The organism is Caballeronia sp. AZ7_KS35 (genome assembly GCF_023631045.1).
In the GTDB taxonomy this organism is placed as follows: domain Bacteria; phylum Pseudomonadota; class Gammaproteobacteria; order Burkholderiales; family Burkholderiaceae; genus Caballeronia; species Caballeronia zhejiangensis.
Map to the genome: position 1 here is coordinate 17,730 of NZ_JALQDV010000065.1, position 22,789 is coordinate 40,518.

At 64.0% G+C, this 22,789-nt stretch carries 22 protein-coding genes; 12 read left to right on the forward strand and 10 right to left on the reverse strand.

The features are described 5' to 3' along the window. Positions 1-66 precede the first annotated feature (66 nt). On the forward strand, positions 67-759 hold the full coding sequence (locus tag NCT05_RS34420; RefSeq protein ID WP_144403547.1) for a lysozyme inhibitor LprI family protein: 693 nt from the start codon (positions 67-69) through the stop codon (positions 757-759). A gap of 54 nt (positions 760-813) precedes the next feature. On the opposite strand, the gene NCT05_RS34425 is transcribed toward NCT05_RS34420, so the two are convergent. Further along, positions 814-1,014 (reverse strand): hypothetical protein, encoded by a 201-nt coding sequence (locus NCT05_RS34425; RefSeq protein ID WP_008345837.1) that lies wholly within the window; start codon positions 1,012-1,014, stop codon positions 814-816. A gap of 187 nt (positions 1,015-1,201) precedes the next feature. On the opposite strand from NCT05_RS34425, the gene NCT05_RS34430 reads away from it, so the two are divergent. Then, the gene (locus NCT05_RS34430) at positions 1,202-2,563 is read left to right on the forward strand and encodes an MFS transporter (protein WP_175982203.1); all 1,362 of its coding nucleotides are present in this window, start codon (positions 1,202-1,204) and stop codon (positions 2,561-2,563) included. A gap of 104 nt (positions 2,564-2,667) precedes the next feature. After that, positions 2,668-3,138, forward strand: coding sequence for a ribonuclease (locus tag NCT05_RS34435; RefSeq protein ID WP_250459648.1), 471 nt, complete (start codon positions 2,668-2,670; stop codon positions 3,136-3,138). A gap of 30 nt (positions 3,139-3,168) precedes the next feature. Here the strand turns inward: NCT05_RS34435 and NCT05_RS34440 are convergent, their stop codons facing one another. Together NCT05_RS34440 and NCT05_RS34445 are read right to left on the reverse strand one after the other, a co-directional pair. After that, on the reverse strand, positions 3,169-3,693 hold the full coding sequence (locus NCT05_RS34440; protein WP_250442174.1) for a phasin family protein: 525 nt from the start codon (positions 3,691-3,693) through the stop codon (positions 3,169-3,171). A 236-nt stretch (positions 3,694-3,929) separates the two neighbouring features. Beyond that, positions 3,930-4,172, reverse strand: a complete 243-nt coding sequence (locus tag NCT05_RS34445) for a hypothetical protein (protein WP_250504432.1) — start codon at positions 4,170-4,172, stop codon at positions 3,930-3,932. Positions 4,173-4,307: 135 nt separating this feature from the next. Between NCT05_RS34445 and NCT05_RS34450 the strand changes: the two genes are divergently transcribed. Both NCT05_RS34450 and NCT05_RS34455 read left to right on the forward strand, forming a co-directional pair. Next, positions 4,308-4,769, forward strand: coding sequence for a GNAT family N-acetyltransferase (locus NCT05_RS34450; protein ID WP_250437819.1), 462 nt, complete (start codon positions 4,308-4,310; stop codon positions 4,767-4,769). 99 nt (positions 4,770-4,868) lie between these two features. Beyond that, positions 4,869-5,054 carry a DUF2934 domain-containing protein gene (locus NCT05_RS34455; RefSeq protein WP_033535677.1) on the forward strand — a complete coding sequence of 62 codons (186 nt, stop codon included), beginning with the start codon at positions 4,869-4,871 and terminating at the stop codon, positions 5,052-5,054. Positions 5,055-5,075: 21 nt separating this feature from the next. Here NCT05_RS34455 and NCT05_RS34460 read toward each other — a convergent pair whose 3' ends face one another. Then, positions 5,076-6,749: an NRAMP family divalent metal transporter gene (locus NCT05_RS34460; protein WP_250504433.1), complete on the reverse strand. Its 1,674-nt coding sequence runs from the start codon at positions 6,747-6,749 to the stop codon at positions 5,076-5,078. Positions 6,750-7,045: 296 nt separating this feature from the next. Here NCT05_RS34460 and NCT05_RS34465 point away from each other — a divergent pair, with 296 nt between their 5' ends. The 3 genes from NCT05_RS34465 to acnB all read left to right on the forward strand — a co-directional run bounded on the left by NCT05_RS34465 (position 7,046) and on the right by acnB (position 12,547). Continuing rightward, entirely contained in the window at positions 7,046-7,324 is a 279-nt protein-coding gene (locus tag NCT05_RS34465) for a hypothetical protein (protein WP_175982198.1), read from the forward strand. Positions 7,325-7,384: 60 nt separating this feature from the next. Further along, positions 7,385-9,742, forward strand: coding sequence for a type VI secretion system Vgr family protein (locus NCT05_RS34470; RefSeq protein WP_250504434.1), 2,358 nt, complete (start codon positions 7,385-7,387; stop codon positions 9,740-9,742). Positions 9,743-9,961: 219 nt separating this feature from the next. Beyond that, on the forward strand, positions 9,962-12,547 hold the full coding sequence (gene acnB / locus NCT05_RS34475) for a bifunctional aconitate hydratase 2/2-methylisocitrate dehydratase (protein ID WP_008345821.1): 2,586 nt from the start codon (positions 9,962-9,964) through the stop codon (positions 12,545-12,547). Between the two features lie 133 nt (positions 12,548-12,680). On the opposite strand, the gene NCT05_RS34480 is transcribed toward acnB, so the two are convergent. From NCT05_RS34480 to NCT05_RS34490, 3 genes are read right to left on the reverse strand one after another with little or no spacing between them, the layout of a single operon-like run. Continuing rightward, entirely contained in the window at positions 12,681-12,968 is a 288-nt protein-coding gene (locus NCT05_RS34480; protein WP_250504435.1) for a hypothetical protein, read from the reverse strand. Then, positions 12,949-13,467, reverse strand: coding sequence for a DUF2778 domain-containing protein (locus NCT05_RS34485; protein WP_250504436.1), 519 nt, complete (start codon positions 13,465-13,467; stop codon positions 12,949-12,951). The genes NCT05_RS34480 and NCT05_RS34485 overlap by 20 nt, the downstream gene beginning before the upstream one ends. Positions 13,468-13,482: 15 nt before the next feature. Further along, positions 13,483-13,965, reverse strand: coding sequence for an Hcp family type VI secretion system effector (locus NCT05_RS34490; RefSeq protein ID WP_008345816.1), 483 nt, complete (start codon positions 13,963-13,965; stop codon positions 13,483-13,485). A gap of 189 nt (positions 13,966-14,154) precedes the next feature. On the opposite strand from NCT05_RS34490, the gene bluB reads away from it, so the two are divergent. From bluB to NCT05_RS34505, 3 genes are all read left to right on the forward strand, one after another. Further along, positions 14,155-14,808, forward strand: a complete 654-nt coding sequence (bluB, locus tag NCT05_RS34495; RefSeq protein ID WP_250442178.1) for a 5,6-dimethylbenzimidazole synthase — start codon at positions 14,155-14,157, stop codon at positions 14,806-14,808. 97 nt (positions 14,809-14,905) lie between these two features. Beyond that, positions 14,906-15,277: a YciI family protein gene (locus tag NCT05_RS34500; RefSeq protein WP_008345811.1), complete on the forward strand. Its 372-nt coding sequence runs from the start codon at positions 14,906-14,908 to the stop codon at positions 15,275-15,277. Further along, positions 15,274-16,524 carry an RNA polymerase sigma factor gene (locus tag NCT05_RS34505; RefSeq protein ID WP_250504437.1) on the forward strand — a complete coding sequence of 417 codons (1,251 nt, stop codon included), beginning with the start codon at positions 15,274-15,276 and terminating at the stop codon, positions 16,522-16,524. The genes NCT05_RS34500 and NCT05_RS34505 overlap by 4 nt, the downstream gene beginning before the upstream one ends. Here the strand turns inward: NCT05_RS34505 and NCT05_RS34510 are convergent. From NCT05_RS34510 to NCT05_RS34520, 3 genes are all read right to left on the reverse strand, one after another. Then, complete coding sequence (locus NCT05_RS34510) at positions 16,507-18,516, reverse strand: secretin GspD/PilQ domain-containing protein (protein WP_250504438.1); 2,010 nt, start codon at positions 18,514-18,516, stop codon at positions 16,507-16,509. The two genes, NCT05_RS34505 and NCT05_RS34510, sit on opposite strands and share 18 nt — an antisense overlap. A gap of 402 nt (positions 18,517-18,918) precedes the next feature. Continuing rightward, positions 18,919-19,392 carry a hypothetical protein gene (locus tag NCT05_RS34515; RefSeq protein ID WP_008345806.1) on the reverse strand — a complete coding sequence of 158 codons (474 nt, stop codon included), beginning with the start codon at positions 19,390-19,392 and terminating at the stop codon, positions 18,919-18,921. Positions 19,393-19,722: 330 nt separating this feature from the next. Further along, entirely contained in the window at positions 19,723-20,187 is a 465-nt protein-coding gene (locus tag NCT05_RS34520) for a diacylglycerol kinase (protein ID WP_250504439.1), read from the reverse strand. A 346-nt stretch (positions 20,188-20,533) separates the two neighbouring features. On the opposite strand from NCT05_RS34520, the gene bcsB reads away from it, so the two are divergent. Beyond that, positions 20,534-22,786 carry a cellulose biosynthesis cyclic di-GMP-binding regulatory protein BcsB gene (gene bcsB, locus NCT05_RS34525; protein ID WP_250504440.1) on the forward strand — a complete coding sequence of 751 codons (2,253 nt, stop codon included), beginning with the start codon at positions 20,534-20,536 and terminating at the stop codon, positions 22,784-22,786. Positions 22,787-22,789: the final 3 nt, after the last annotated feature.

Here is a 22,789-nt window from a genome sequence, read left to right on the forward strand (position 1 = left end):
GTTCGATACGGCGACTCAATCCGCCGACGCCCAATGAACGAACACATCTCTGAGAACGAACCAAACATGAATACACGAAAGAAGCTGCACAGCCCATCCATCGACTTGCGGCGCTGCGCGCGTCTCGTTGCGTGCGTGATGTTGACGTCGCTCGGCGCGATGACTGCATCGCATGCCGCGAGCTTTCGCTGTCCGCATGACGCGTCCGCGTCGGAGCGGCTCGTCTGTGCGGACCCGGAACTTTCATCGCTCGACGATAAGCTGGCCGCCGTTTTCCGCGAGGCGCACGACGCGACGACCGACGCGACCGCGCTCGATGCGGATCGCGTGGCGCAATGGCAATGGCGTCAGCGCAACTGCAAGGACAAGGCGTGCGTGACCGACTGGTACACGCGGCGCATCTCCGAGCTGCAAGCGGACGTCGCGCACGGAAAGAAGCAGACTGCCGAGCACATCAAGTACGGCATCGCCGAACAGCGGCTTGCGCCGTCGGCGGAAGCGGCCGTGCTTCGGATGAAAGGGCTTGACGGCGGGAAGGATGAACAGGCCGGCGCTGAATCGAAGACATCGGCCGATGTCGAAAAGAAGAGCGCCGTCGTCGGACAGGTGAACGTCGAACGGCTTCGCGCGGCGTCATCCGCACACTACGAGACCGCTGCTGCCGCTCCGTTGATGAACGCGAACATCACGCACAATCCCGCGCTTTCGACGCCATGCAAGAGCGACTGCGCGCAGCGGCAAGTGCGTATCGCTTTCTAGTTTCGGCTTGATCCGGTGAAGGGCGACGTGGAGGAACGCGTCGCCCCGAGCGCGTCAGCAGGCCAGCGCGCAGTAGATTCCGCCGAGCGTGCCCGCCGCGCCCAGACCCATTCCCAAAGCGATGTTTCCTACGGTGGTGGCGCATCCGCCGAGCATGAAGGCGAGCAGCAACGCGATGAGGGAAGTAATGAGTTTGCGCATGATGTAGCGATTCGGTTTGCGGTAGGCGGGAGAGACGTCTTCGACGTGCGGCATACGAGGCACGAGGCCGGAGCCGATCGTAGCAACGGCCAGTCGCATCCATTGCGCGGAAAAGACGTGGAAGCAGCGCGGCTCTTACCAACTATTTCGTGTTCCGCATCGACCGATGACCGCACCGCTGGCGGATAGGAGCCGTCGGCTTCTGTCATCATGGAGTCGCTTAGGCGAATCCAGGGGTGTCATGTCAGATCTCGAGCATGAGAACGAAATCCGCGAAAATGCGATGCACGAACGCGCCGCGAGCGAGGAGCACGACGAATCGGCGGTCGGCCGCACCGGCCCGCTGAACGAAGCGGCGCTCCTCGGGCGCAAGACGCCGCCGTGGCCGGATTCCGCGGCGGCCAATCCCGGTCAGCACGCGCCCGCCGGCAAGCCCGGCACGATGCGCGCATTGGCCGGTCTGCTGTTCGGCCTCGCGCTGCTCGTCGCGGGGAACGGCCTGTTTCAGACGCTGATTCCCTTGCGCATCCTTCAGTCGGGCTATTCGACGTTCGTCACGGGGCTGATCCAGTCGAGCTATTACGCCGGATTCATATTGGGCGCGGTCGTCAATCGGCGGCTGATCGATCGCATCGGTCAGCATCGGACGTTCGTCGCGTTCTCGGCGGCGGCCTCGATTCTCGCGCTCGCTTTCGGCGCGGCGCAGTCGCCCTGGGTGCTGGGCGGCGTGCGCCTTCTCACGGGCGTCGCGTTCATGGGCTTGTACACGTCCGTCGAAAGCTGGCTCAACGGCACCGTCGACAACGAGAAGCGCGGCCAGGTATTCGGTCTGTACGCGGCGATCAACTATCTGGCAGTGGGAAGCGGCCAGTTCCTGCTGAATGTGGGCGCGGGGTCCGGCGCGCAGCAGTTCTCGATCAGCGCGGCGCTCTTTGCGGCGGCGGTGTTGCCGGTCACGTTGATGGAAGGCTGGCCGGTGAAGGTGAACGATGCGAATCTCGATCGCGTGCCCGCGCGAAGCTGGGGAGAGAGCCTTCGCGAAATGATGGCCGTGGCGCCGCTGGGCGTGCCGGGCTGCATACTGACCGGCTTCATCTACAGCAACTTCTATGCGCTGATGCCCGTCTATCTGCAACGCTCGGGCTTCACGACGGAGGAACTCGCGACGTTCATGGGCGTTGCGCTGATCGGCGCTTTGCTGCCGCAGTTCCCGATGGGACGGCTGTCTGATCGCATCGACCGGCGGCGTCTGGTTCTATGGACCTCGTTGACATCGGCGGTGTTGAGCCTCGTGCTGTTCTGCCTGGATTTTCGCATCGTCACATGGTGCGCGACGCTGGCTTATGTCGCCGTGACGTTCACGCAATACGGGCTGATCGTGTCGCATGTGCAGGACCGCACGGAGTCGCATCTGCGCGTTGCAGTGTCGGCGATGCTGCTCGTGCTCTTTTCTCTCGGCGGCATGACGGGACCGACGCTGGCATCCGCGTTGATGACGCTCATCGGGCCGAGCGGACTGTTTCTCTTCAATGCGCTGTCGTGCGTATTGCTGGCGCTGAGTGCAAGGCACGCGCTTAGGCTATCCGCGCGGGCGGCCGGATGAAGCTCCCGTTATTTCCGCCCGGTCGTTGCTTCGCTCAGTCATAAACGATAACCTTGATTCGTTCGTGATCCGTCGAATGCTGGTCAACCGGAGACAACCGTCCCGTGAAGCGAGCCTGGTGTTTCTCCTGCATCGTCGCGTTGAGCGCGGTCGTCGGCGGTTGCAACAAGGACGGATCGCAAAAAGCCGCATCGGAAGCGGGTGCATCCGCGAGTCAGGCGGCGAGTCAGCCCGCGTCGGCCGCGAGCGGCGCGGCAGCGGCATCGGGCGCGCAGCCGCACGGCGCGCTCGCTGCCATCGCCCGCGCGCAGTTGCCCGCCGAAGCCGCCGAAACGCTCCGTCTGATCAAAGCGGGCGGCCCGTTCCCTTTCAGCGAGGACGGCGTCCTGTTCCGCAACAGCGCGACCTTGCTGCCGGAACATCCGCGCGGCTATTACCGTGCATACACGGTTCGCACGCCGGGTTCGGCGGATCGCGGGCAGCGCCGGATCGTATGTGGCGGGCCGCGCAAGCAGACCCGCGACTGTTACTACACCGACGATTACTACTCGAGTTTCAAGCGCATCACCGAGTAATCGAAGACGTAGTCCAATGCGCCCGTTGGATCAAACCGAACGCTTCGCCGTGGCGCGCGAGGTCTTCGCGACTTCGCCGCTCGCATCCAGCACGGCGCCGCCCGTTTCGCGCGCGGCGTCATTCGTCGCATCGGCCAGATTCGTGATGAGCTCGCCGGACGATTGCGCCGCCGTCTGCGCGTCATCGGCGGCGGCGTTCGCCATGTCGCCGAACTTGATGCCATTGCGCTCGTACTGATTGCGCACTTCGCTCAGGATGTCGTCCTGCGTCGATGTGATGATCGACAGCACATGCTGGCCATACGATGCGGCCTTCTGAGGGAACTGCGCCAGCATGACCGATTGCCATCCGAGGACGTCGCCGGCGCCGGCTTCATCGCCTGCGCGCAGAAGCGCATTGCTTTCGTCGATGACCGTGCGAACCGTCTGCACGTTCAGTTCACCGAGCGCCTGCATGCCGCTTGCGAAGCGTCCCGTCATGTTGAGGAATGCCTGCAAATTGGCGCGCGCCAGCGACGGAACCTGATACGCGAAATAGCCGGGATACTGAAACATTGACCGCTCCTTTTCAAAGTCGAATGTAAATCGGTAAAAGGAAATGCGGCGGCCGGACGCGGGCGATTCCGCGCGTTCCTGCACGCGCGGAGTCGATGGGTTTGTACGTTGCGTCTGACCGGCTGACCACGATATGACAGTTACGTGCATATCCGATGAAAATACGGCGAGAAACGCCGATGCCATGCAGCCGTATTTCCCGTCTCAGACGTGAGCGATGCGCGGTGGTTCCCGCTTCAGCCAGTCGCGCAGCGGATCTGGTCCAGCGGGAAGCCGAGTTCGTTGGCGGCGTCTTCGAGGTCGCTCAATGCCTGGCCGAAGACTTCGCCGATTTCTTCCGTGCCGACGAATAACTTTCCCGACCATATGTGTCCCTGCGATGGCGGAATGGCCAGTAGCGTGATCTTGTCGTTGTCGTCGTGCATCGCGGTTTCTCGTGACCCGTGAGAGGAGAAGGCCTTGGTCGATAGCAGATGCATTATCGATCCGGGTGTGGGCCGAAAACTTAGCGGTCGGTCGTCCGTAACCCGTCCTTATGGAACACGATGCGTCGATGCTTTCGCGGAATACTCGTTGCTGAAAGGAGCACGAGACTTCATTCATCCGAGGCAAGCATGGACGACTCCCAAACCGTCTATATCGGCAGCGAAGATCCGGACTCGCTCGACGCGCGCATTCTGTGCGACGAACGCTCGGCCTATCACGCGGCGCTGACGGGCGAAAGCGGGCAGCAGTGCGTGGCCGATGACGATCTGCGGAGCATCCGCGCGCGCTACGTGGTGGCGCGCAACGCGATGGGCGAAGCAATGGGATGCGGCGCGATCCGGCGGCAGAGCTATCACGCCGCCGAACTGATGCGGCTCTACGTTCGCCCGCAGTATCGCGGGCTGGAAGCGATCATCCTGTCGTATCTCGAAGAGGAAGCGCGTCTGCTCGGCTATCACACCGTCTGCGTCGTGACGACGCCGGGCGAGTCGAATGCATCACACTTTTGCGAAGCCAGCGGGTATCGCCGCACGCCGGCCGATGAGCGCGGCGCCGTGTGCTTCGAAAAAACGCTGCTCGATTCCGTCTGACTTTCAAAAGATGCATGCGGCATGCCGGTTGCTTTGCCGGTGAGCGCACATGCGCAACGCAAGCGCGAGCGGCGTAAATCGCGCAACCGGGAGGGAATCGTGGACGAACAGAAGGAGCAGGACCGCATCCGTCGACGTGCGTATGAGATCTGGGAGCGCGAAGGCAGTCCGGATGGTCGCGCCGAAGAGTTCTGGCAACAGGCGCAGGCGTCGATCGAAGCAGAGGACGGGCCGGATCAGTCCGGACGCGAAGCAGAGGCACACGGCGACGCGACGATCAAGTAGCGTCGCGTCGCAAGCGCGCGCTCATTTCAGCAACGTCATCTGCAGCACCTTGAAGATCACGAGCCCGACGGCGATCACCAGATAGCCGCGCAGCACGCCCATCCAGATGCGCGTGGCGAGCGTCATTTTCTGCGGGGCGAGCGTGTCGAGCGGCGGCATGCGCCATGTGTCGCGTTGCGCGCGATCGACGCTCGTGTGCGTCGCTTGCGCCGTCTTCGTCGTTTGTGCAAAGGCGCCCACGCGACGCAGCAGCACGCTCGCCGCGAAGCCGGCGATCGCCAGAACGGTGCCGCCGGCGAGCACGCCGATGATCGTCTCGCCGCTGATGTCCGGATACATCACGGCGGCCGTCAGGATGATCGACAGCATCACGAGCACCCAGATGACCGAGCCCGTGAACAGGTTCAGCTTCTTCGAGTTGACCCACGGACCGAGCACGGCGCGGTCGTTGCAAAGCAGCAGCAGGAACACGGTCGCGCTCGGCAGCAGCACGCCCGCGAGCGTCTGCACCGCTTCGGTCAGCAGGCCGAGCGGGCTGCCCGGAATCAGCACGATCGCGGCCGCGAGCGCGACGATGCCGAAGTAGACCAGATAAAAGCCCTTCGCGTCGGTCACGCCGCGATGCAGCGAGTGCCGGATCTTGAAGACGTCGCCGATGGCGTACGCGGTCGACAGCGACACGGCCGCCGCGCCGATGATGCTCGCGTCGAGCAGCGCGACCGCGAACAGCGTCGCGCTCGTGCGGCCCGCGTACTTTTCGAGGCCGGCGATGACGCCGCCGGCATCGGTGAAGCTGCCGAACTCCGGATGCCCGGCGAACAGCGCCGCGGTGAAGCTCATCATCGCGACCGAGCCGATCAGCACGAACGCAATGCCGATCCACAAATCGGCCTTCTCGTACTTCATGAAGCGCGGCGTGATGCGCTTGTCGATCACGTAGCTCTGCTGGAAAAAGAGCTGCCACGGCGCGACCGTCGTGCCGACGATGCCGATCACGAGCAGCATCACGTCCGACAGCTTCGCGTGCGCGGGCCAGTTGGGCACGAGAAAATCGCGCGTCATCTGCGACACCGGCGGATGTATCGCGACGAGCACCGGCACGAGCACGAGGCTCAGCACGCATAGCACGACCGCGAAGCGCTCGAAGCGGCGGAAGTCGCCGGTGCTGACGGCGGCCATCGTCAGCGCGGCCGCGACGCAGACGCCCGCGACCTTGGGCAGCCCGAAAAAATCGAGCACGAACGTGATGCCGATGAACTCGGTGACGATCGTCAGCGCGTTGAGCAGGAACAGATCGATGACGCTGAACGCGCCCCAGAACTTGCCGAAGCGCTGGAAGATCAGCCGCGCATGGCCGACGCCCGTCACTGCGCCCAGACGCAGCACCATCTCCTGATTCACGTACAGCACGGGCACGAGCAGCAGCATGGTCCAGAGCAAGCTCGTGCCGTAGTTCTGGCCCGCCTGCGTGTAGGTGCCGAACGCGCCTGCATCGTTGTCGCCGACCATCACGATGAGGCCCGGCCCGAGTATCGCGAGAAGCGTGCGCAAACGCGCCCGCCAAGACTCGCGCGGCGCCGTGTCGTGATGCGCGATCGAGCCGAAGGCGCCGCGAATATCGCCGACGTGCGCATCGTCGAGCACGGCGCTGCGTGGCGGGACGCCCGGTGGAGAGACGTTGGTTGGCGTGGACATGATGCACCCCGTGGCAAATATTGTTTATCTGACTTGACCGCCGTCCGGCCCGCGGATGACCGCATGCGCGCGCGTGACGACAGGCGCGCGCGCACGGCCGACTGCGAGGCGGCGGCAGAACCAGACGGCGGACGCACGGCGGCATCACGCCATCTGGGGCGGATCGAGGTGCACGTTTGAGTGACTGCGAAGTACTACGGCGCGCACCGCTTGCCTGGGTGACAAACGGCGGCGTTGAAAAGGCGCGGACGTGAGTCGCTCAGGCGGAAATTTCGTTCGAAGGTCGACTACTGCAAGTGTCCAAGGCATTCGCCCAATCGTTGAAGATTGTGGATTTTATGGACCGCTTCAAAACCGCGTCAAGCGATGAATGTCCGTTGCGCGAAAATAATTCCGGCTCGCGTGGCGCTGAAATGTTTGCCCTTGAAGGCACGCGCGCGAACCTTTCAACGCGCGGCGTCGCCGTGCATACGAAGCGCGGACTTCAAAAACCTCAGGCGCGTTTCGTTTATTCGGTGGATCGCACGCACGAGGCGCGCGACGGATGCGGATCGGGACGGAGGATCGTATGGTGACGGACATTTCGCTGCGCGGCGCTGCGAAGCGCGTCGGCTGAGCGCGAGGCCGGTGCGCCGATGGCCAGCAACGATGCCGTAGCGCAGAAGCCGCTCGCGAGCGTCGACACGCCGCTCGGCGACGACCTGCGCTTTCTGAGCCTTTCCGCGCGCGCGGAACTCGGGCGCATGCCACGCATCGAGTTGACGCTCGTCTCGAAGCGCGCGGACCTCGACTTCAGCCGCATCCTCGGCAAGCGCGTGAGCGTGTCGCTCAACGTGCCAAAGGCGAAGCCGCGCGTGTTCGCCGGCTATGTCGTGGGCTTCCGGCAAACCGGCATGCGCGGACGGCTCCACATCTACGAGGCGGCGGTGCGGCCGTGGCTGTGGCTGCTCTCGCGGCGCAGCAATTGCCGCATCTTTCAGAACAAGACGGTCGAAGAGATCGTGAAGGCCGTGTTCGCCGATCCCGTCTACAAAGGGCTCGAATTCGGCGAGATCAAATGGAAGGCGAGCACGCGCGCGCATCCGCCGCGCGAATACTGCGTGCAGTATCGCGAATCGGACTTCAACTTCGTGAGCCGGTTGCTCGAAGACGAAGGCATCTACTACTGGTTTCAGGACAAGGATGGCAAGGAGTCGCTGATCCTGACCGATACGCTCGCCGCGCACGAGAGCGTCGCAGGCTGCGAATCGCTGCCGTACGGCGCGGTGCAGGCGGCGGCGCCCGACATCGAATTCGTCAGCGAGTGGCGCACGCATCACGCGATCGAAACGCATAACTGGCTGCTCACCGATTACGACTTCAAGCACCCGTCGCGGCCGCTGCAGAAGCAGGCCGCGAAGCACATGCAGGGCTTCGACGCGTTCTCCGGGCTCGAACATTTCGACTATCCGGGCGGCTATGTGGAAGCGGATCACGGCGAGAGCCGCGCGAAGTCGCGTGCGGACGAATGGCGCATCGAAGGCAGCGTGCCCGACGATCCCGGTATCAACTGGCATCAGGTCGAGGCGCGCACCAACAGCAAGAACGTGCGCGCGGGCGCGCTGCTCAAGCTGACGCGGCATCCGCGCGCGGACCAGAACACGCAATATCTCGTGACGCGCACGCGTTACGAGATCGAACTCGCCGATTACGAAGCCTTCGACGGCGCGCAGGCGAATCGCTGCGAATGCTGGTTCTCCGCGATCGACGCGAAGCAGGCGTTCGCGCCCGCCCGCACGGCGCGCAAGCCGTTCGTGCAGGGACCGCAGACGGCGGTCGTGGTCGGGCCGGGCGGCGACGAAATCTACACCGATCAATATGGCCGCGTGAAAGTGCAGTTTTTCTGGGACCGGCAGGGCAAGCGCGACGAGAACAGTTCGTGCTGGATCCGCGTATCGCAGCCTTGGGCGGGGAAGGGCTGGGGCGCCATCGCGATTCCGCGCATGGGCCAGGAAGTGATCGTCGATTTTCTCGAAGGCGATCCCGACCGGCCGATCATCACGGGACGCGTCTACAACGCCGAACAGATGCCGCCTTACGATCTGCCCGCGAACATGACGCAGTCGGGCATCAAGAGCCGGTCGAGCAAGGGCGGAAGCGGCGCGAACTGCAACGAACTGCGTTTCGAGGACAAGAAGGGCGCCGAGCAGGTGCTCATTCATGCCGAGAAGAATCAGGACATCGAAGTCGAGAACGACGAGACGCACTGGGTCGGGCATGACCGCAAGAAGAACATCGATCACGACGAAACGACGGTCGTCAAGCACGACCGCACCGAAACCGTGGGCAACAACGAGAAGATCGACGTCGTGATGAACCGCACGGAAACGGTCGGCGTGAACGAGAGCATCACGATCGGCGCGAACCGCACCAAGACCGTGAAGGCGAGCGAGACCGCGACGGTTCTCCTGCAACGCACGCACAGCGTGGGCATCAACGAGACGATTACCGTCGGCGCGGCGCAGGAGGTGACGATCGGCGCGTTCCAGGTGGTGACGGTCGGCGCGTATCACACGGAGACGATCGGTGCGAGTCAGACGGTCAGCGTCGGCTCCGGCCAGACCGTCACGGTGGGTTCGGATCAGACCGTGAGCGTCGGCGGCAACCAGGCGACGAGCGTAACGGGCGATCAGTCGCTCAGCGTCGGCGGCGGGCAGACGGTGTCGGTCGCGAAGGACGCGAGCGAGTCGATCGACGGCGCGCAGTCGAGCACGGTGGCGAAAGGGCGCACGACGTCCGTCGGCGAGGATGACGCGCTCAAGGTGGGCAAGAACCTCACGATCAACGCGGACGAATCGATCAGTCTCGTTACGGGCGATGCCAGCATCGTCATGAAGAAGGACGGCACGATCCAGATCAAGGGCAAGGACATCAGCGTCAAGGGCAGCGGCAAGATCAGCGTGACGGCGGATAGCGACATCGTGATGAAGGGAAGCAAGATTCTTCAGAACTAGCGCGCCATGGTTCCCGTTTCGAACGGCGATGCGATGACCGTTTCGATATGGCCCGACACGACCGGCCTTCCCGCGTCCTGCAAGTCTTATATAAGACATAAGACATAAGACGTTTGACGCAACGCAGCGTCGCAATTAGAATAGCGCGCAACGCAGTGCCCAGAACATCCCGGCTTGTTTGCAAAGCCTTCACTGAAACGCAAAGGCAACGGTCCCCCCATGCTGGAAAACTTTCGTGCTCATGTAGCCGCGCGCGCCGCGCTCGGCATTCCTCCGCTGCCGCTGACGGCGCAGCAGACCGCCGAACTGGTCGAGCTGCTGACGAACCCGCCCGCAGGCGAAGAGCAGGCTCTGCTCGATCTCATCACCAACCGCGTGCCCGCCGGTGTGGACGAAGCCGCGCGCGTCAAGGCGGGCTTTCTTGCCGCCGTGGCCAAGGGCGAGACCGCCTGCGCGCTGATCTCTCGCGCGCGCGCTACCGAGCTGCTCGGCACGATGCTGGGCGGCTACAACATTCAGCCGCTGATCGAATTGCTCTCCGACGCCGAAGTCGGCACGGTGGCAGCGAACGCGCTGAAGAAAACCCTGCTGATGTTCGACCAGTTCCACGACGTCAAGGAACTGGCCGACAAGGGCAATGCCAACGCGCGCGCCGTGCTGCAAAGCTGGGCCGACGCCGAATGGTTCACGAGCCGTCCGGAAGTGCCGCAGAGCCTGACCATCACCGTGTTCAAGGTGACGGGCGAAACCAACACCGACGACCTCTCGCCCGCGCCGGACGCCACCACGCGCCCCGACATCCCGCTGCATGCGCTCGCCATGCTGAAGAACGCGCGTCCCGGCATCACGCCGGAAGAAGACGGCAAGCGCGGTCCGGTCAAGTTCATCGAATCGCTGAAAGAGAAGGGCCATCTGGTCGCGTATGTGGGCGACGTGGTCGGCACGGGTTCGTCGCGCAAATCGGCCACCAACTCGGTGCTGTGGTTCACGGGCGAAGACATTCCGTTCATCCCGAACAAGCGTTTCGGCGGCGTGTGCCTGGGCGGCAAGATCGCGCCGATCTTCTACAACACGATGGAAGATGCCGGCGCACTGCCGATCGAACTCGACGTGTCGAAGATGGAAATGGGCGACGTCGTCGAACTGCGTCCGTACGAGGGCAAGGCGCTGAAGAACGGCGAAGTGATCGCCGAGTTCCAGGTCAAGTCCGACGTGCTGTTCGACGAGGTGCGCGCCGGCGGCCGCATTCCGCTGATCATCGGCCGCGGACTGACGGCGAAGGCGCGTGAAGCGCTGGGTCTGGCTCCGTCGACGCTGTTCCGCCTGCCGCAGCAGCCGGCCGACAGCGGCCGTGGCTTCTCGCTCGCCCAGAAGATGGTCGGCCGCGCGTGCGGTCTGCCGGAAGGCCAAGGCGTGCGTCCGGGCACGTATTGCGAACCGAAGATGACCTCGGTCGGCTCGCAGGACACCACCGGCCCGATGACCCGCGACGAACTGAAAGACCTGGCGTGCCTCGGCTTCTCGGCCGACCTCGTGATGCAGTCGTTCTGCCACACGGCGGCTTATCCGAAGCCCGTCGACGTGAAGACGCATCAAACGCTGCCGAACTTCATCAGCAACCGTGGCGGCATCGCGCTGCGTCCGGGCGACGGCGTGATCCACTCGTGGCTGAACCGCATGCTGCTGCCGGACACCGTCGGCACCGGCGGCGACTCGCACACGCGCTTCCCGATCGGCATCAGCTTCCCGGCGGGCTCGGGTCTCGTCGCCTTCGCGGCCGCCACCGGCACGATGCCGCTCGACATGCCGGAGTCGGTGCTCGTGCGCTTCAAGGGCAAGATGCAGCCGGGCGTCACGCTGCGCGATCTCGTCAACGCGATCCCGCTGTACGCGATCAAGGCGGGCACGCTGACCGTGGCCAAGCAGGGCAAGAAGAACATTTTCTCGGGCCGCATCCTCGAGATCGAAGGTCTGCCGGATCTGAAGGTCGAGCAGGCGTTCGAACTGTCGGATGCATCCGCCGAGCGTTCGGCCGCCGGTTGCACGGTGCATCTGAACAAGGAACCGATCATCGAGTACCTCAACAGCAACATCACGCTGCTGAAGTGGATGATCGCGCAGGGCTATCAGGACCCGCGCAGCCTGCAGCGCCGCATCAAGGCGATGGAAGCATGGCTCGCCGATCCGCAACTGCTGCAACCGGATGCCGATGCCGAATACGCCGCCGTCATCGAAATCGATCTGGCCGACGTTCACGAGCCGATCGTGGCCTGCCCGAACGATCCGGACGACGTGAAGACGCTGTCGGACGTGGCCGGCGCGAAGATCGACGAGGTGTTCATCGGTTCGTGCATGACGAACATCGGTCACTTCCGCGCGGCGTCCAAGCTGCTTGAAGGCAAGCGCGACATTCCCGTCAAGCTGTGGGTCGCGCCGCCGACCAAGATGGACCAGAAGCAACTGACGGAGGAAGGTCACTACGGCGTGTTCGGCACGGCGGGCGCGCGCACCGAAATGCCGGGCTGCTCGCTGTGCATGGGCAATCAGGCGCAGGTGCGCGAAGGCGCGACGGTTATGTCGACGTCGACGCGCAACTTCCCGAATCGTCTCGGCAAGAACACGAACGTGTATCTCGGCTCGGCGGAATTGGCGGCCATCTGCTCGCGTCTGGGCAGAATTCCGACGAAGGAAGAGTACATGGCCGACATGGGCGTGCTCAACGCCAATGGCGACAAGATCTATCAGTACATGAACTTCGACCAGATCGAAGACTTCAAGGAAGTCGCCGACACCGTGCAGATGTAAGCGTACTGTCGGTTTACGGCGAGCGGTTTCGTCGTAGCGTCGCGCAATGGCGCCGCGGGCTGAACGCCCGCGGCGCTTTTTTTTTTGCGCGAGGGTCGTCGAATGGATTACCTCATATGTGCGCGCCCGTTTTCTACGCGCGTTCACTTGTTCGCCCCGTATGTCGGCGACGCCAGAGTTTCATGATGACCTTATAGGCGACGATGGCCACAAGCAGGTCGAGCGCCGCCATAGAGAACACGTAAAGACCATCATAGTCACGGACACCGAGCCAGTCGGAGACACTGATTAAAATTTCCTGTTGCCGCAGCGCCAGCGGCGTCGGATAGGTATGTACGTAGCGAGTCGCGAGCAGAAATAGCCCAATAAACAGCGCGAATTTCAGCGAAAGGATCGCCACCCTACGGGCAAGTGTTGCCAATGGTAATCACCTCGATTACGCCATATGCGCGTAAGCCGCTGGCACCGACGGGCACTGTTGGCGATTGCAAGAGAGCCTGCCGCAGCCTTTGAAAATCCGCAACGCTTTGAAGCGTAATGCAGCCGAACGACACACCCGAACCGCCGATCGGATGAAGGCGAAAGTTCCCTCTATTAACGCCGTTCACCCAAGTCCAATCATCGATCAGTCCGTCATCGCGGTAGAGTGCGAACCATTCGCCGTGATATGACGGACGTCCGGCCACAGTATTCAACGTATCCTTGGCCCATGCATATAACTGCGAGCCAATCCCGCCAGTAGGTCTATCGACGATCCAGTAACGACCGGAAGGGATCGGGCCTTTATCGACCACCGCCGTGCAGCCCCCCCGATTGCGATAGGCTTTATCGCCGGAAAACGCCGCGTACGCCCCGACACCAGCCATGACAAGCGTCAGCATCGGCGCATTATCGACCACGAACTTGCCCTGCAGAGCCATCTCGTTCCCCCGAGCCTAGCGTTCCGTCCACGCGTCGGAGAACTTGATGTTGCCGTCCAGGTAGTGCCAGGTGATGTTGTCATACATGAGCGATACGGCCTCGACGTGATTGAGCGGGCTCATGCTGGCGATCTTCGTGTTCGCGAAACCGGGATGAACGCCGGCCACTTTCACGCCCTCCAGCAGCATCGTGAAGTAGTTTTCCTCCCGGCCCGCGTCATTGATCCGATAGAACCTGATCTCGGCAGATCGAAGGGTTTGCCCTTTGGCAACCGCTTTGTACAGATACGGGCTGGCCGCATCGAACTCTTTTTCGATCGACATGGGCGCGTGTATGCGCGTGCCGGTAATCCTGCCGGCGTTGCCATCGACCGGAAGCGTCAGGCCGTGTCCAAAGCCGATGATCTCGATGCTGCCCTCGCGCCCTTGCACGGAGACACTGCCCTTGATCGGCGAACCGCCATCGTCCTTCAGCCACATGTATGCGGGAATCGGCATGGTTGTTTCGCTTAATTCGTTGGGAAGCCCAAACAATGGAGTAAGACACATCAACAGCGCAATACGCTTTTTCTTAACAAGGTCGATTGAGCGGCGAAGTAGACAGCGCATGATTTTGTCGCCGTCGCGGACGAAAACGAGCCGCCCCGATATCATCCCCAATCCATCAGCCCAACCCTGCCGACATCCATGGAAAAAGCTTTCAGCGACGCCGATCGCGAAGCCGTCTACCGCGCGATCCGCGAGCGTCGCGACATGCGTCACTTCGTCGGCGATCCGGTGTCGCCGCACGTCATGCAGCGCCTCATCGACGCCGCGCTGCACGCGCCGAGCGTCGGCTTCATGCAGCCGTGGCGCATCCTGCGCATTACCTGCGCGAACCTACGCGCGCGGTTGCGCGATGCGGTCGAACGTGAACGCGTGCTGACCGCCGATGCGCTCGGCGAACGCCGCGATTCGTTCATGCGGCTCAAGGTGGAAGGATTGCGCGAGTGCGCCGAAGTGCTGGTGATGGCGCTGATGGACGGCCGCGAGCATCATGTCTTCGGACGGCGCACGCTGCCCGAGATGGACCTCGCTTCCGTCGCGTGCGCGATCCAGAACATGTGGCTCGCCGCGCGTGCCGAAGGGCTGGGAATGGGCTGGGTCTCGCTGTTCGATCCCGTGGAAGTTGCCGCGCTGCTCGACATGCCCGGCGGCGCGCGGCCCGTGGCCATTCTTTGCGTCGGGCATGTCGAACGCTTCTACGATGCGCCGATGCTCGAAAGCGAGCGTTGGGCGGCGCGCCGTTCGACAGAGGAATGCGTCTTCGAGAATACGTGGCCGTCTCGGAAGGACGGATGAATTTTTTCGCGATATCTGTCCATCGGCGCACGGCCCGCGCGTCATCGTGATGGCGCCCGGATGATCCGGCCGCATCGACCTTGTGACGGAGGCTCACATGCACTATCTGCTGATGATCTATTCGGACGAAAACCGCTGGAACCAGATGACCGACAGCGAGCGGCAGCAGGGCGTCGCCGCGTATCAGGCGTACACGGAATCGTTGAAGAAGGCGGATGCGCTCGTCGGCGCGAACCGGCTGCAGCACACGAGCACGGCCACGACGGTGCGGCTCGTCGACGGGAAACCGCAAGTGCTCGACGGGCCGTTTTCCGATACGAAGGAGCAGCTCGCCGGCTATTACCTGATCGACGTGCCCAATCTCGACGCGGCGATCGCGTGGGCGTCGCGCTGTCCCGGCGCGGCGCACGGCCTCATGGAAGTGCGTCCGGTGTGGACCGCGCCTTACGATGCGCCATCCGCCGGATGAGCGAGCCCGCTGACGGCGCGAGCGCGGTAGCGGAATTGGTCGCGCGACGCAGTTACGGCAAGCTCGTCGCGCTGCTGGCGATGCGTACGCGCGACGTCGCCGCAGCCGAGGACGCGCTCGCCGACGCGTTCGCGGCCGCGCTCGCGGACTGGCCGAAGCGCGGCTGCCCGGCGAATCCCGAAGCGTGGCTGATGACGGTGGCGCGCCGCCGGGCGATCGACGGCGCGCGCCATCGCCGGGTCGGTGAAGACGTCGCGCATCAACTGACGATTCTCTCCGGCGAAATCGACGAGCACGAAGCCGGCGCATTGCCCGACCGGCGGCTCGGGCTGCTGTTCGCGTGCACGCATCCCGCGCTCGAGGCCGCGATCCGCACGCCGCTGATGCTGCAAGTGGTGCTCGGGCTCGAAGCGAAGACGATCGCTTCCGCGTTTCTCATGTCGCCCGCCGCGATGAGCAAACGCCTCGTGCGCGCGAAGAACAAGATCCGCGAAGCCGGCATTCCGTTCAGCGTGCCGGAGCGCGAAGACTTGCCGGGCCGTCTCGACGCGGTGCTCGAAGCCGTGTACGCGGTGTATGCCGAAGGATGGACGGATCCGCTCGGCGGCGATGCCGCGAGGCGCGATCTGACCGGCGAGGCGCTGTTTCTCGCGCATCTGCTCGTCGACTTGCTGCCCGATGAACCGGAGACGCTCGGCCTTCTTGCGCTGATGCTCTACGCCCAGGCGCGATGCGACGCTCGACGCGATGCGGCCGGCGACTACGTGCCGCTGTCGGCTCAGGATCCGTCGACATGGAACGCGCCGATGATCGACGCAGCCGACAGGCTGCTGCGGCGCGCGAACGCTTTCAACGCGATCGGACGGTTTCAGCTGGAGGCCGCGTTGCAGTCGGCGCATGTGCATCGCTGCCGCACGCATCGGCCGAACTGGGACGAGATCGTGCAGCTCTACGATGCGCTGTTCGGGATCGCGGCGTCGCCGGTGGTGGCGGTGAACCGCGCGCTCGCGCTGGCGGAACGCGACGGCGCGCGGGCGGCGCTCGATGCGCTCGCGCCCTACGCGGACGATCCGCGCCTCGCCGACTATCAGCCGTATTGGGCGGCGCGCGCCGATCTGCTCGCTCGCGTCGGCGCGACGGACGAGGCGCTCGCCGCCTACGATCTCGCGATCGGACTGGAGCGCGATCCGGCGGTGCGCCGGTTCTTGCAGCGCAGGCGCGCCGCGGTGTCAGCGGGCGGGCGATGAACGCTCGGTTCCAGGCGTCGCGGGCTGCGCCGCGTTTCGCACATGCGTCAGATCGACCACGTTGGTTCCGTCGCCGTGATCGTATCCATCGATGTGGGGCAGCGCCGGCACGGTGTCGTCCTTCTCCAGCCAGTTGTCGCTCTTGTACGTGGCCGAGCGCGCCTGCATGTAGCCGTAGCGATCCGCGGCGATCGCCTGAAGCTGCGACGCGTCGCGAACGATCACCGGCCTCAGGAAGATCAGAAGGTTCGTCTTCTGCCGGCTTTTCGTCTCGTGCCTGAATAGCGATCCGAGCACCGGAATCTTCGAAAGCCACGGGATTCGGGAATTGCCGTTCGTGTAGTTGTCGCTGATCAGTCCGCCGAGCACGACGATCTGGCCGTCGTCCGCGAGAATGGTCGTCTGCAGCGAGCGCTTGTCGATGCTGTAGCCGCCCGCCTGATCCGCCGTGCCGTTCTGCACGCTCGAATCTTCCTGATAGACCTGCAGCGTCAGCGTTCCGCCCTGATTGATCTGCGGCTTGACGTTCAGCATCACGCCGACATCCTTGCGGTCGTACGTGTTGAACGCCGATACCGATGACGAGCTCGTCGTGTTCGTCGAATAAGACCCGGACTCGATGGGAACATTGGTGCCGACGAGAATGCGCGCCTCGTGATTGTCGAGCGTGACGAGGCTCGGCGTCGACAGCACGTTGACATCCGAGTTCGACTGCAATGCGCGGAACAGGCCCTTGGTGCCGAGGATATTGCCGAATCCCGCGACCAGGCCGACGTTCGTCGTGGTCGCGGCGACGGACTGCAGCCCCGCAGCCGTCAGCCATTCGATGCCGAATTCGCCTTCCTTGTCGGAAGCCACTTCGATGATGAGCGATTCGATATACACCTGAACCTTGCGCTGATCGAGCCGCGCTATCACGGTGGCGAGGTTTCTGAACACCGGTTCGGGCGCGGTGATGATGAGCGAATTCGTGGACACGTCCGCGACGACTTCGCCGCTTCCTTGCTCGTCCTTGTCATCGCCCGAGCGCGATTGCATCCCGCCGAAAGGGCTTTTCGAGGAAGACGCCGACGATGACGTCGCGCTCACCGACGATGCCGAATCCATGCCGCCCGGCAGCGGCGGCAGCGTGCCGTTGCTGCTCGGAAGCCCCGACGAGCTTTGATTGCCGCCGCCGTTGCCCGAGCCCGATTGCGAATCGCCGCCGCCTGTCTGGCCGAGAATCCGTCGCAGCGTCTTGGCGATATCGGTGGCGTCGGCGTTGCGCAGGCTGACGATATGAATGTTGCCCGGCGCGCGCGTCGGCGTGTCCAGCTTGACGATCAGCGATTCGGCGTCGGACAGCCGCGCGGCGCCGCTCGACCGAAGCACGACCGCGTTGCTTCTCGCGTCCGGCGTGACGACGACCTTCTGCGTCGGATCGCTGTTGCCGATGCCGTTCAGATCCAGCAACTTCTGCGCTTGTTGCGAGACGGCCGTCGCATCCGCGAAATTGAGCTGCACGACCGCGATATGCGGGCTCGACGCCCCTTCGATGCCCGCGATGATCGACGCGATCCTGCGCACGTTATCCGCATAATCGGTCACGATCAGCGTGTTGTTGCTCGGGTTGGCGGCAATCGTGTTGTTCGGGGAAATCAGCGGCCGCAGCGTCGGCAGGATACTGTTCGCGGACTCCCTGCGAAGCTGAAATACCTGCGTGACGATCTGATCGCCCTTCGCGACGGGCTGATTGCCGACATAGGTCGGCACGCCCTGAACCTTCGCTTCCGATTCCGGCACGACCTTGAGTACGCCGTGATCCTGCAATAGCGCGAAGCCCTGCATACGCAATGCGGATTGCAGCGTCTTGAGCGCTTCGTCTTCGGGAACCGGATTCTCGGAGACGAGATCCAGTTGTCCCTTCACGCGCGGATCGACGATGATCGTCTTGCCCGTGGCGAGTCCGATCGCGCGCACGACCTCGTTTATATCGGCATGCGAAAAATTCATCACGACGGCGGCGAACGGCACACGCGGATACGCAACGAGGAAAGTTATCCCCGCGACGAATGCGGTTCTTGCAAGAGATCGCGACAGGGCGCGGCGAAAACGGTCTTGGATCGGGAGAGTTGTCAAATCGGCGGGCGATGTAGTTGGCTTCAGCGCAGACAGGAAATACAGGCAAAAAAGCGCGCTGCGGGGACTATACGTGCCGTTCGATGACTAAAGGACTACAGGTAAGGTTTCGATAGGATTGCAGATCCGTTCAAGGCGCGCGATGACGGTTCGACTATCACAAGATGTTTCGCAATCCTTCTTTAGAGCGAAGGCACTCGCACCGATCGACGACACAACCTGTTTCCCGGAGAAATAGTTGGTAAGAAGATCGTCGCGTGCGAGTGCCGGGCGCGCTTACTTGGCCGCGCCGACGAGCTTGAACGAGTCGAAAGCGGGATCGATGGGCGTGTGGCCGATATGCGTCAGCGCTTCCGCGACGAGCGGCTCGCACGCGCTGTAGTCGGAGTTCATGCTGTCGACGTGCGCCTGGGGAAAGTTCACGGACAGCACCTTGCCGCCCCAGCGTTCGGTGGTCGCGGTCATGCTGCACTTGCCGGCGCCGCCGATCTTCAGATCGAGCAGGATCACGTTCATTTCGAACGCCGCATCCGAATTCGAGAAGTTCCACTGCATCACCATGCGGTCGCCCGGCGTATTCGTATCCACGAGTTTCATCGTCTTGTCGGGAATGCCGACCGCCGCGACGAGATCGAGAACATTCGATCCGATGAGCGCGCCGGAATCGCTGCGCGCCTCATGTGTCCGGTAAGCCGCGCATCCGGAAAACAGCGTCACGAACAGCAGAAAAATCAGGGTAAAAGGCCGCACGACAACTCCTCCGTCGAAGTAGATGGAATCCCGCAATTGGAAGAAATGCAGAGTGGGCGCCGTGAAAACGGGCGCGCAGACGGGAACCAGCAAGAAGGCGACCCAGGCGGCCGCGCGGCGCGTTTGTCTCTCGCCGATTGCCTTTCGGAATATTTCGCGGCGGTCCGCGTGAGGTATTAACTACCGCTTCATCAACGTCCATCGGGCAAAGTCGCCGCGACGGGCATCAAGAATCCGTTTGGGCCGCCGACATATCGTGCATGGCCTCCGGTGCCACACACGAATAGGCCCCGCGAATTGCGAGGCTCATCACCGCCGGACGCCGCAACGTCAAAGATGCGCGCGCAGCCAGTCCCATGCGAGCGGCCCGCAGATCACGCCCCACGTAAGCAAGCCGATGACGATGGCCACCGTGACCGCCGCGCTGCCGCAGTCCTTGGCGCGTCCGGAGAGTTCGTGACGTTCGAGCGAAATGCGGTCGATCGCCGCCTCGATGCTCGAATTGATCAGCTCGACGAGCAGCACGAGCAGCACCGAAGCCGCGAGCAGCACGCGCTCGGCGGCGCCCACGGGCACGGCGAACGCGATCGGCAGCAGCACGGCCGCGACGCACACCTCCTGGCGAAACGCGCTCTCCTCGCGCCAGGTCGCGGCGATGCCGTCGCCCGAATGGCGCAACGCGAAAAGGCCGCGCAGCAGGCCGCTGCGCTTGACTGCGGGCTTCGCGATCCGCTCGGCGTGGCCGGATTTTTCGGATGCGGAAGACGTAGCGGATGAAGAGCGGGATCGAACCATGTCGCGATGTGGCGCTTTTTTTGATGAAGGACGGCTGAGGTGATACAAATTGTCACAAATTATGCTACTGTTGCGTCCGCTTTTCAGCGGCAAAGGCGCGTCATCGCACAGACCGGCGCGATGAACGCAGCAGCCGCGCGACCGCACCCGCGTCGCGGATCACGCACGCCCCGACGCCTCGCTTCGTGCATCGCACGCTTGCCCCGATTCTTTCCCGCTCTTGCTGCATTCGTCCCGGTTGCCGCGCGCGCCGCTCGCCTGGCGACCCGATTGTCGTTGCGCCTCCGTCACGATGCCATAGCGGGCAGCGCGGCGCGCGGCCGTGAATTCCGTAGCTGACTCGCCGATGAAACCAGTCGTCTCGTTCTGCCTCTCGCTGGCGATGGCCGCCAGTGCGCTTTTCGCCGGCGTCTGCGCCGAAGCGGCGCCGCCGGCCGTCAATCCGGACGCCGCTGCCAGCGCCGACGCCGGCTCGATCCACGTCCCGTTCTCCGCGCTCGGCGCGTATCAGCCGATGCATCTGCGCGGCCTCGAAGATACGCGCTCGATCGTGCTCGGCGTGCGGCTCGACCGCGTCGTGACCGGCGCGCGCCTGCGTCTGCGCTACACGTATTCGCCCGCGCTCCTGTTCGCGCTGTCGCACGTCAAGGTGTCGATCAACGGCGAAGCGATCGCCACCGTGCCGTTCGACAAGGAGCACGCCGGCGCGATGCTCACGCAGGACATCCCGCTCGATCCGCGCCTGCTCACGGACTACAACCAGTTCGGGCTGCGCTTCATCGGCCATTACACGCTCGATCATTGCGAGGATCCGGCGAACACGGCGCTGTGGGCCGACATCAGCCCGACGAGCGAATTCATCCTCGATACCGCGCCGATCAGGCTGCCGAACGATCTCGCGCTGCTGCCCGCGCCGTTCTTCGATGCGCGCGATGTGAGCCGTCTCACGCTGCCGTTCGTGCTGCCCGCATCGCCGGACAGCGCGACGCTCAAGAGCGCGGGCGTGCTCGCGTCGTGGTTCGGCGCGCTCGCGGATTACCGTCAGGCGCGCTTCCCGACGATGAACACGCTGCCCCCGAACGACCACGCGGTCGTCGTCGGCACGCGCGCGCAATTGCCGGCGGGTCTCGCGCTGCCCGATATCGACGGGCCGACGATTCTCGTCGCCGACAATCCGGCGTCCAAGGATCGCAAGCTGCTCGTCGTGACCGGCCGCAACGGCGCCGAAGTCGACGATGCCGCGTATGCGCTCGTGCTCGGCCGCACGGCGATGTCCGGCGATGCGGCGAAGGTCGCGCATGTCGACATCGGCCAGCCGCGCGAACCGTACGACGCGCCGCGCTGGATGCCGACGAATCGCCCGGTGCAGTTCAAGGAACTCGTCGACGACGTGTCGCAGCTTCAGGTCGCGGGCAGCGAGCCGGAGCCGATCCGCCTGAACCTGCGCGTGCCCGCCGATCTGTTCTCGTGGAACAGCGTCGGCGTGCCGCTCAACCTCAAGTACCGGTACACCGCGCCGACGGTGCAGAACAACTCCGCGCTCGCCATCGACATCAACGAGCAACTCGTGAAGTCGTTCCGGCTGCCGCCCGCCAAAACCGATGACACGCAAGGCCGCCTGCAATTGCCGCTGCTTTCGGGCGCGCCGGGCGGCACGGCCAACGCGCTGGACATTCCGGCGTTTCGCGTCGGCAGTTCGAACCAGCTGCAGTTGCGCTTCAACCTCGATTCGCAGAAGCAGGGCCTGTGCGCGGGCGTGCCGACCAATCCGGCGCGGGCGGCGGTCGACCCGGATTCGACCATCGACTTCTCCGGCTTCGTGCATTACGCGCAACTTCCGAATCTCGCGTACTTCGCGAACAGCGGTTTTCCGTTCACGCGCTACGCCGATCTGTCGCAGACGGCCATCGTGATTCCCGCGCGTCCCGCCAATGCCGAGATCGAAGCGATGCTGACGATGCTCGGCCACATGGGCCAGTGGACCGGCTTTCCGAGCCTGCGCGTGACCATCGCGCGTCCGGACGATGTGCCCGCGCTCGCGCAGAAGGATCTGCTCGTGATCGGCGGCGCGCCGTCGTCGCCGGTGTTTTCGCGCTGGCACGATGCGCTGCCGCTGTCGATCGCGGGTTCGGCTGCGGGAACGCCGTCGAAGGAGGGCATCGCGCGGGCGTCGTTCTCGGTCGGCGAGCATTGGCGCGATGGCGCGCGCGTCACGCACGGCGGCGCATCGCTGGATCAGAACGGGCCGCTCGCGGCGCTGATGGGCTTCCAGTCGCCCGGAACGAAGGGGCGCAGCATCGTCGCGCTCGCGGCGACCGGCGACGGCCATCTCACCGATCTGCTCGACGTGCTCGAACGCGCGGATCGCCTGTCGCAGATTCAGGGCGATGTCGCGCTCGTGCGGCACGGCGGCGTGGACAGCGCGCGCGTCGGCGAGACGTATGTCGTCGGCTACGTGCCGTGGTACGCGAAGCTGTGGGGCCACGCGATCCGTCATCCGGCGCTGCTCGGCCTCGCCGGCGCGCTGGCGGGCCTGCTGCTCGCGATCGCGGCGTTCGCGGCGCTGCAGGAACTGGCCGCGCGGCGCCGGGGTATCTGAGCG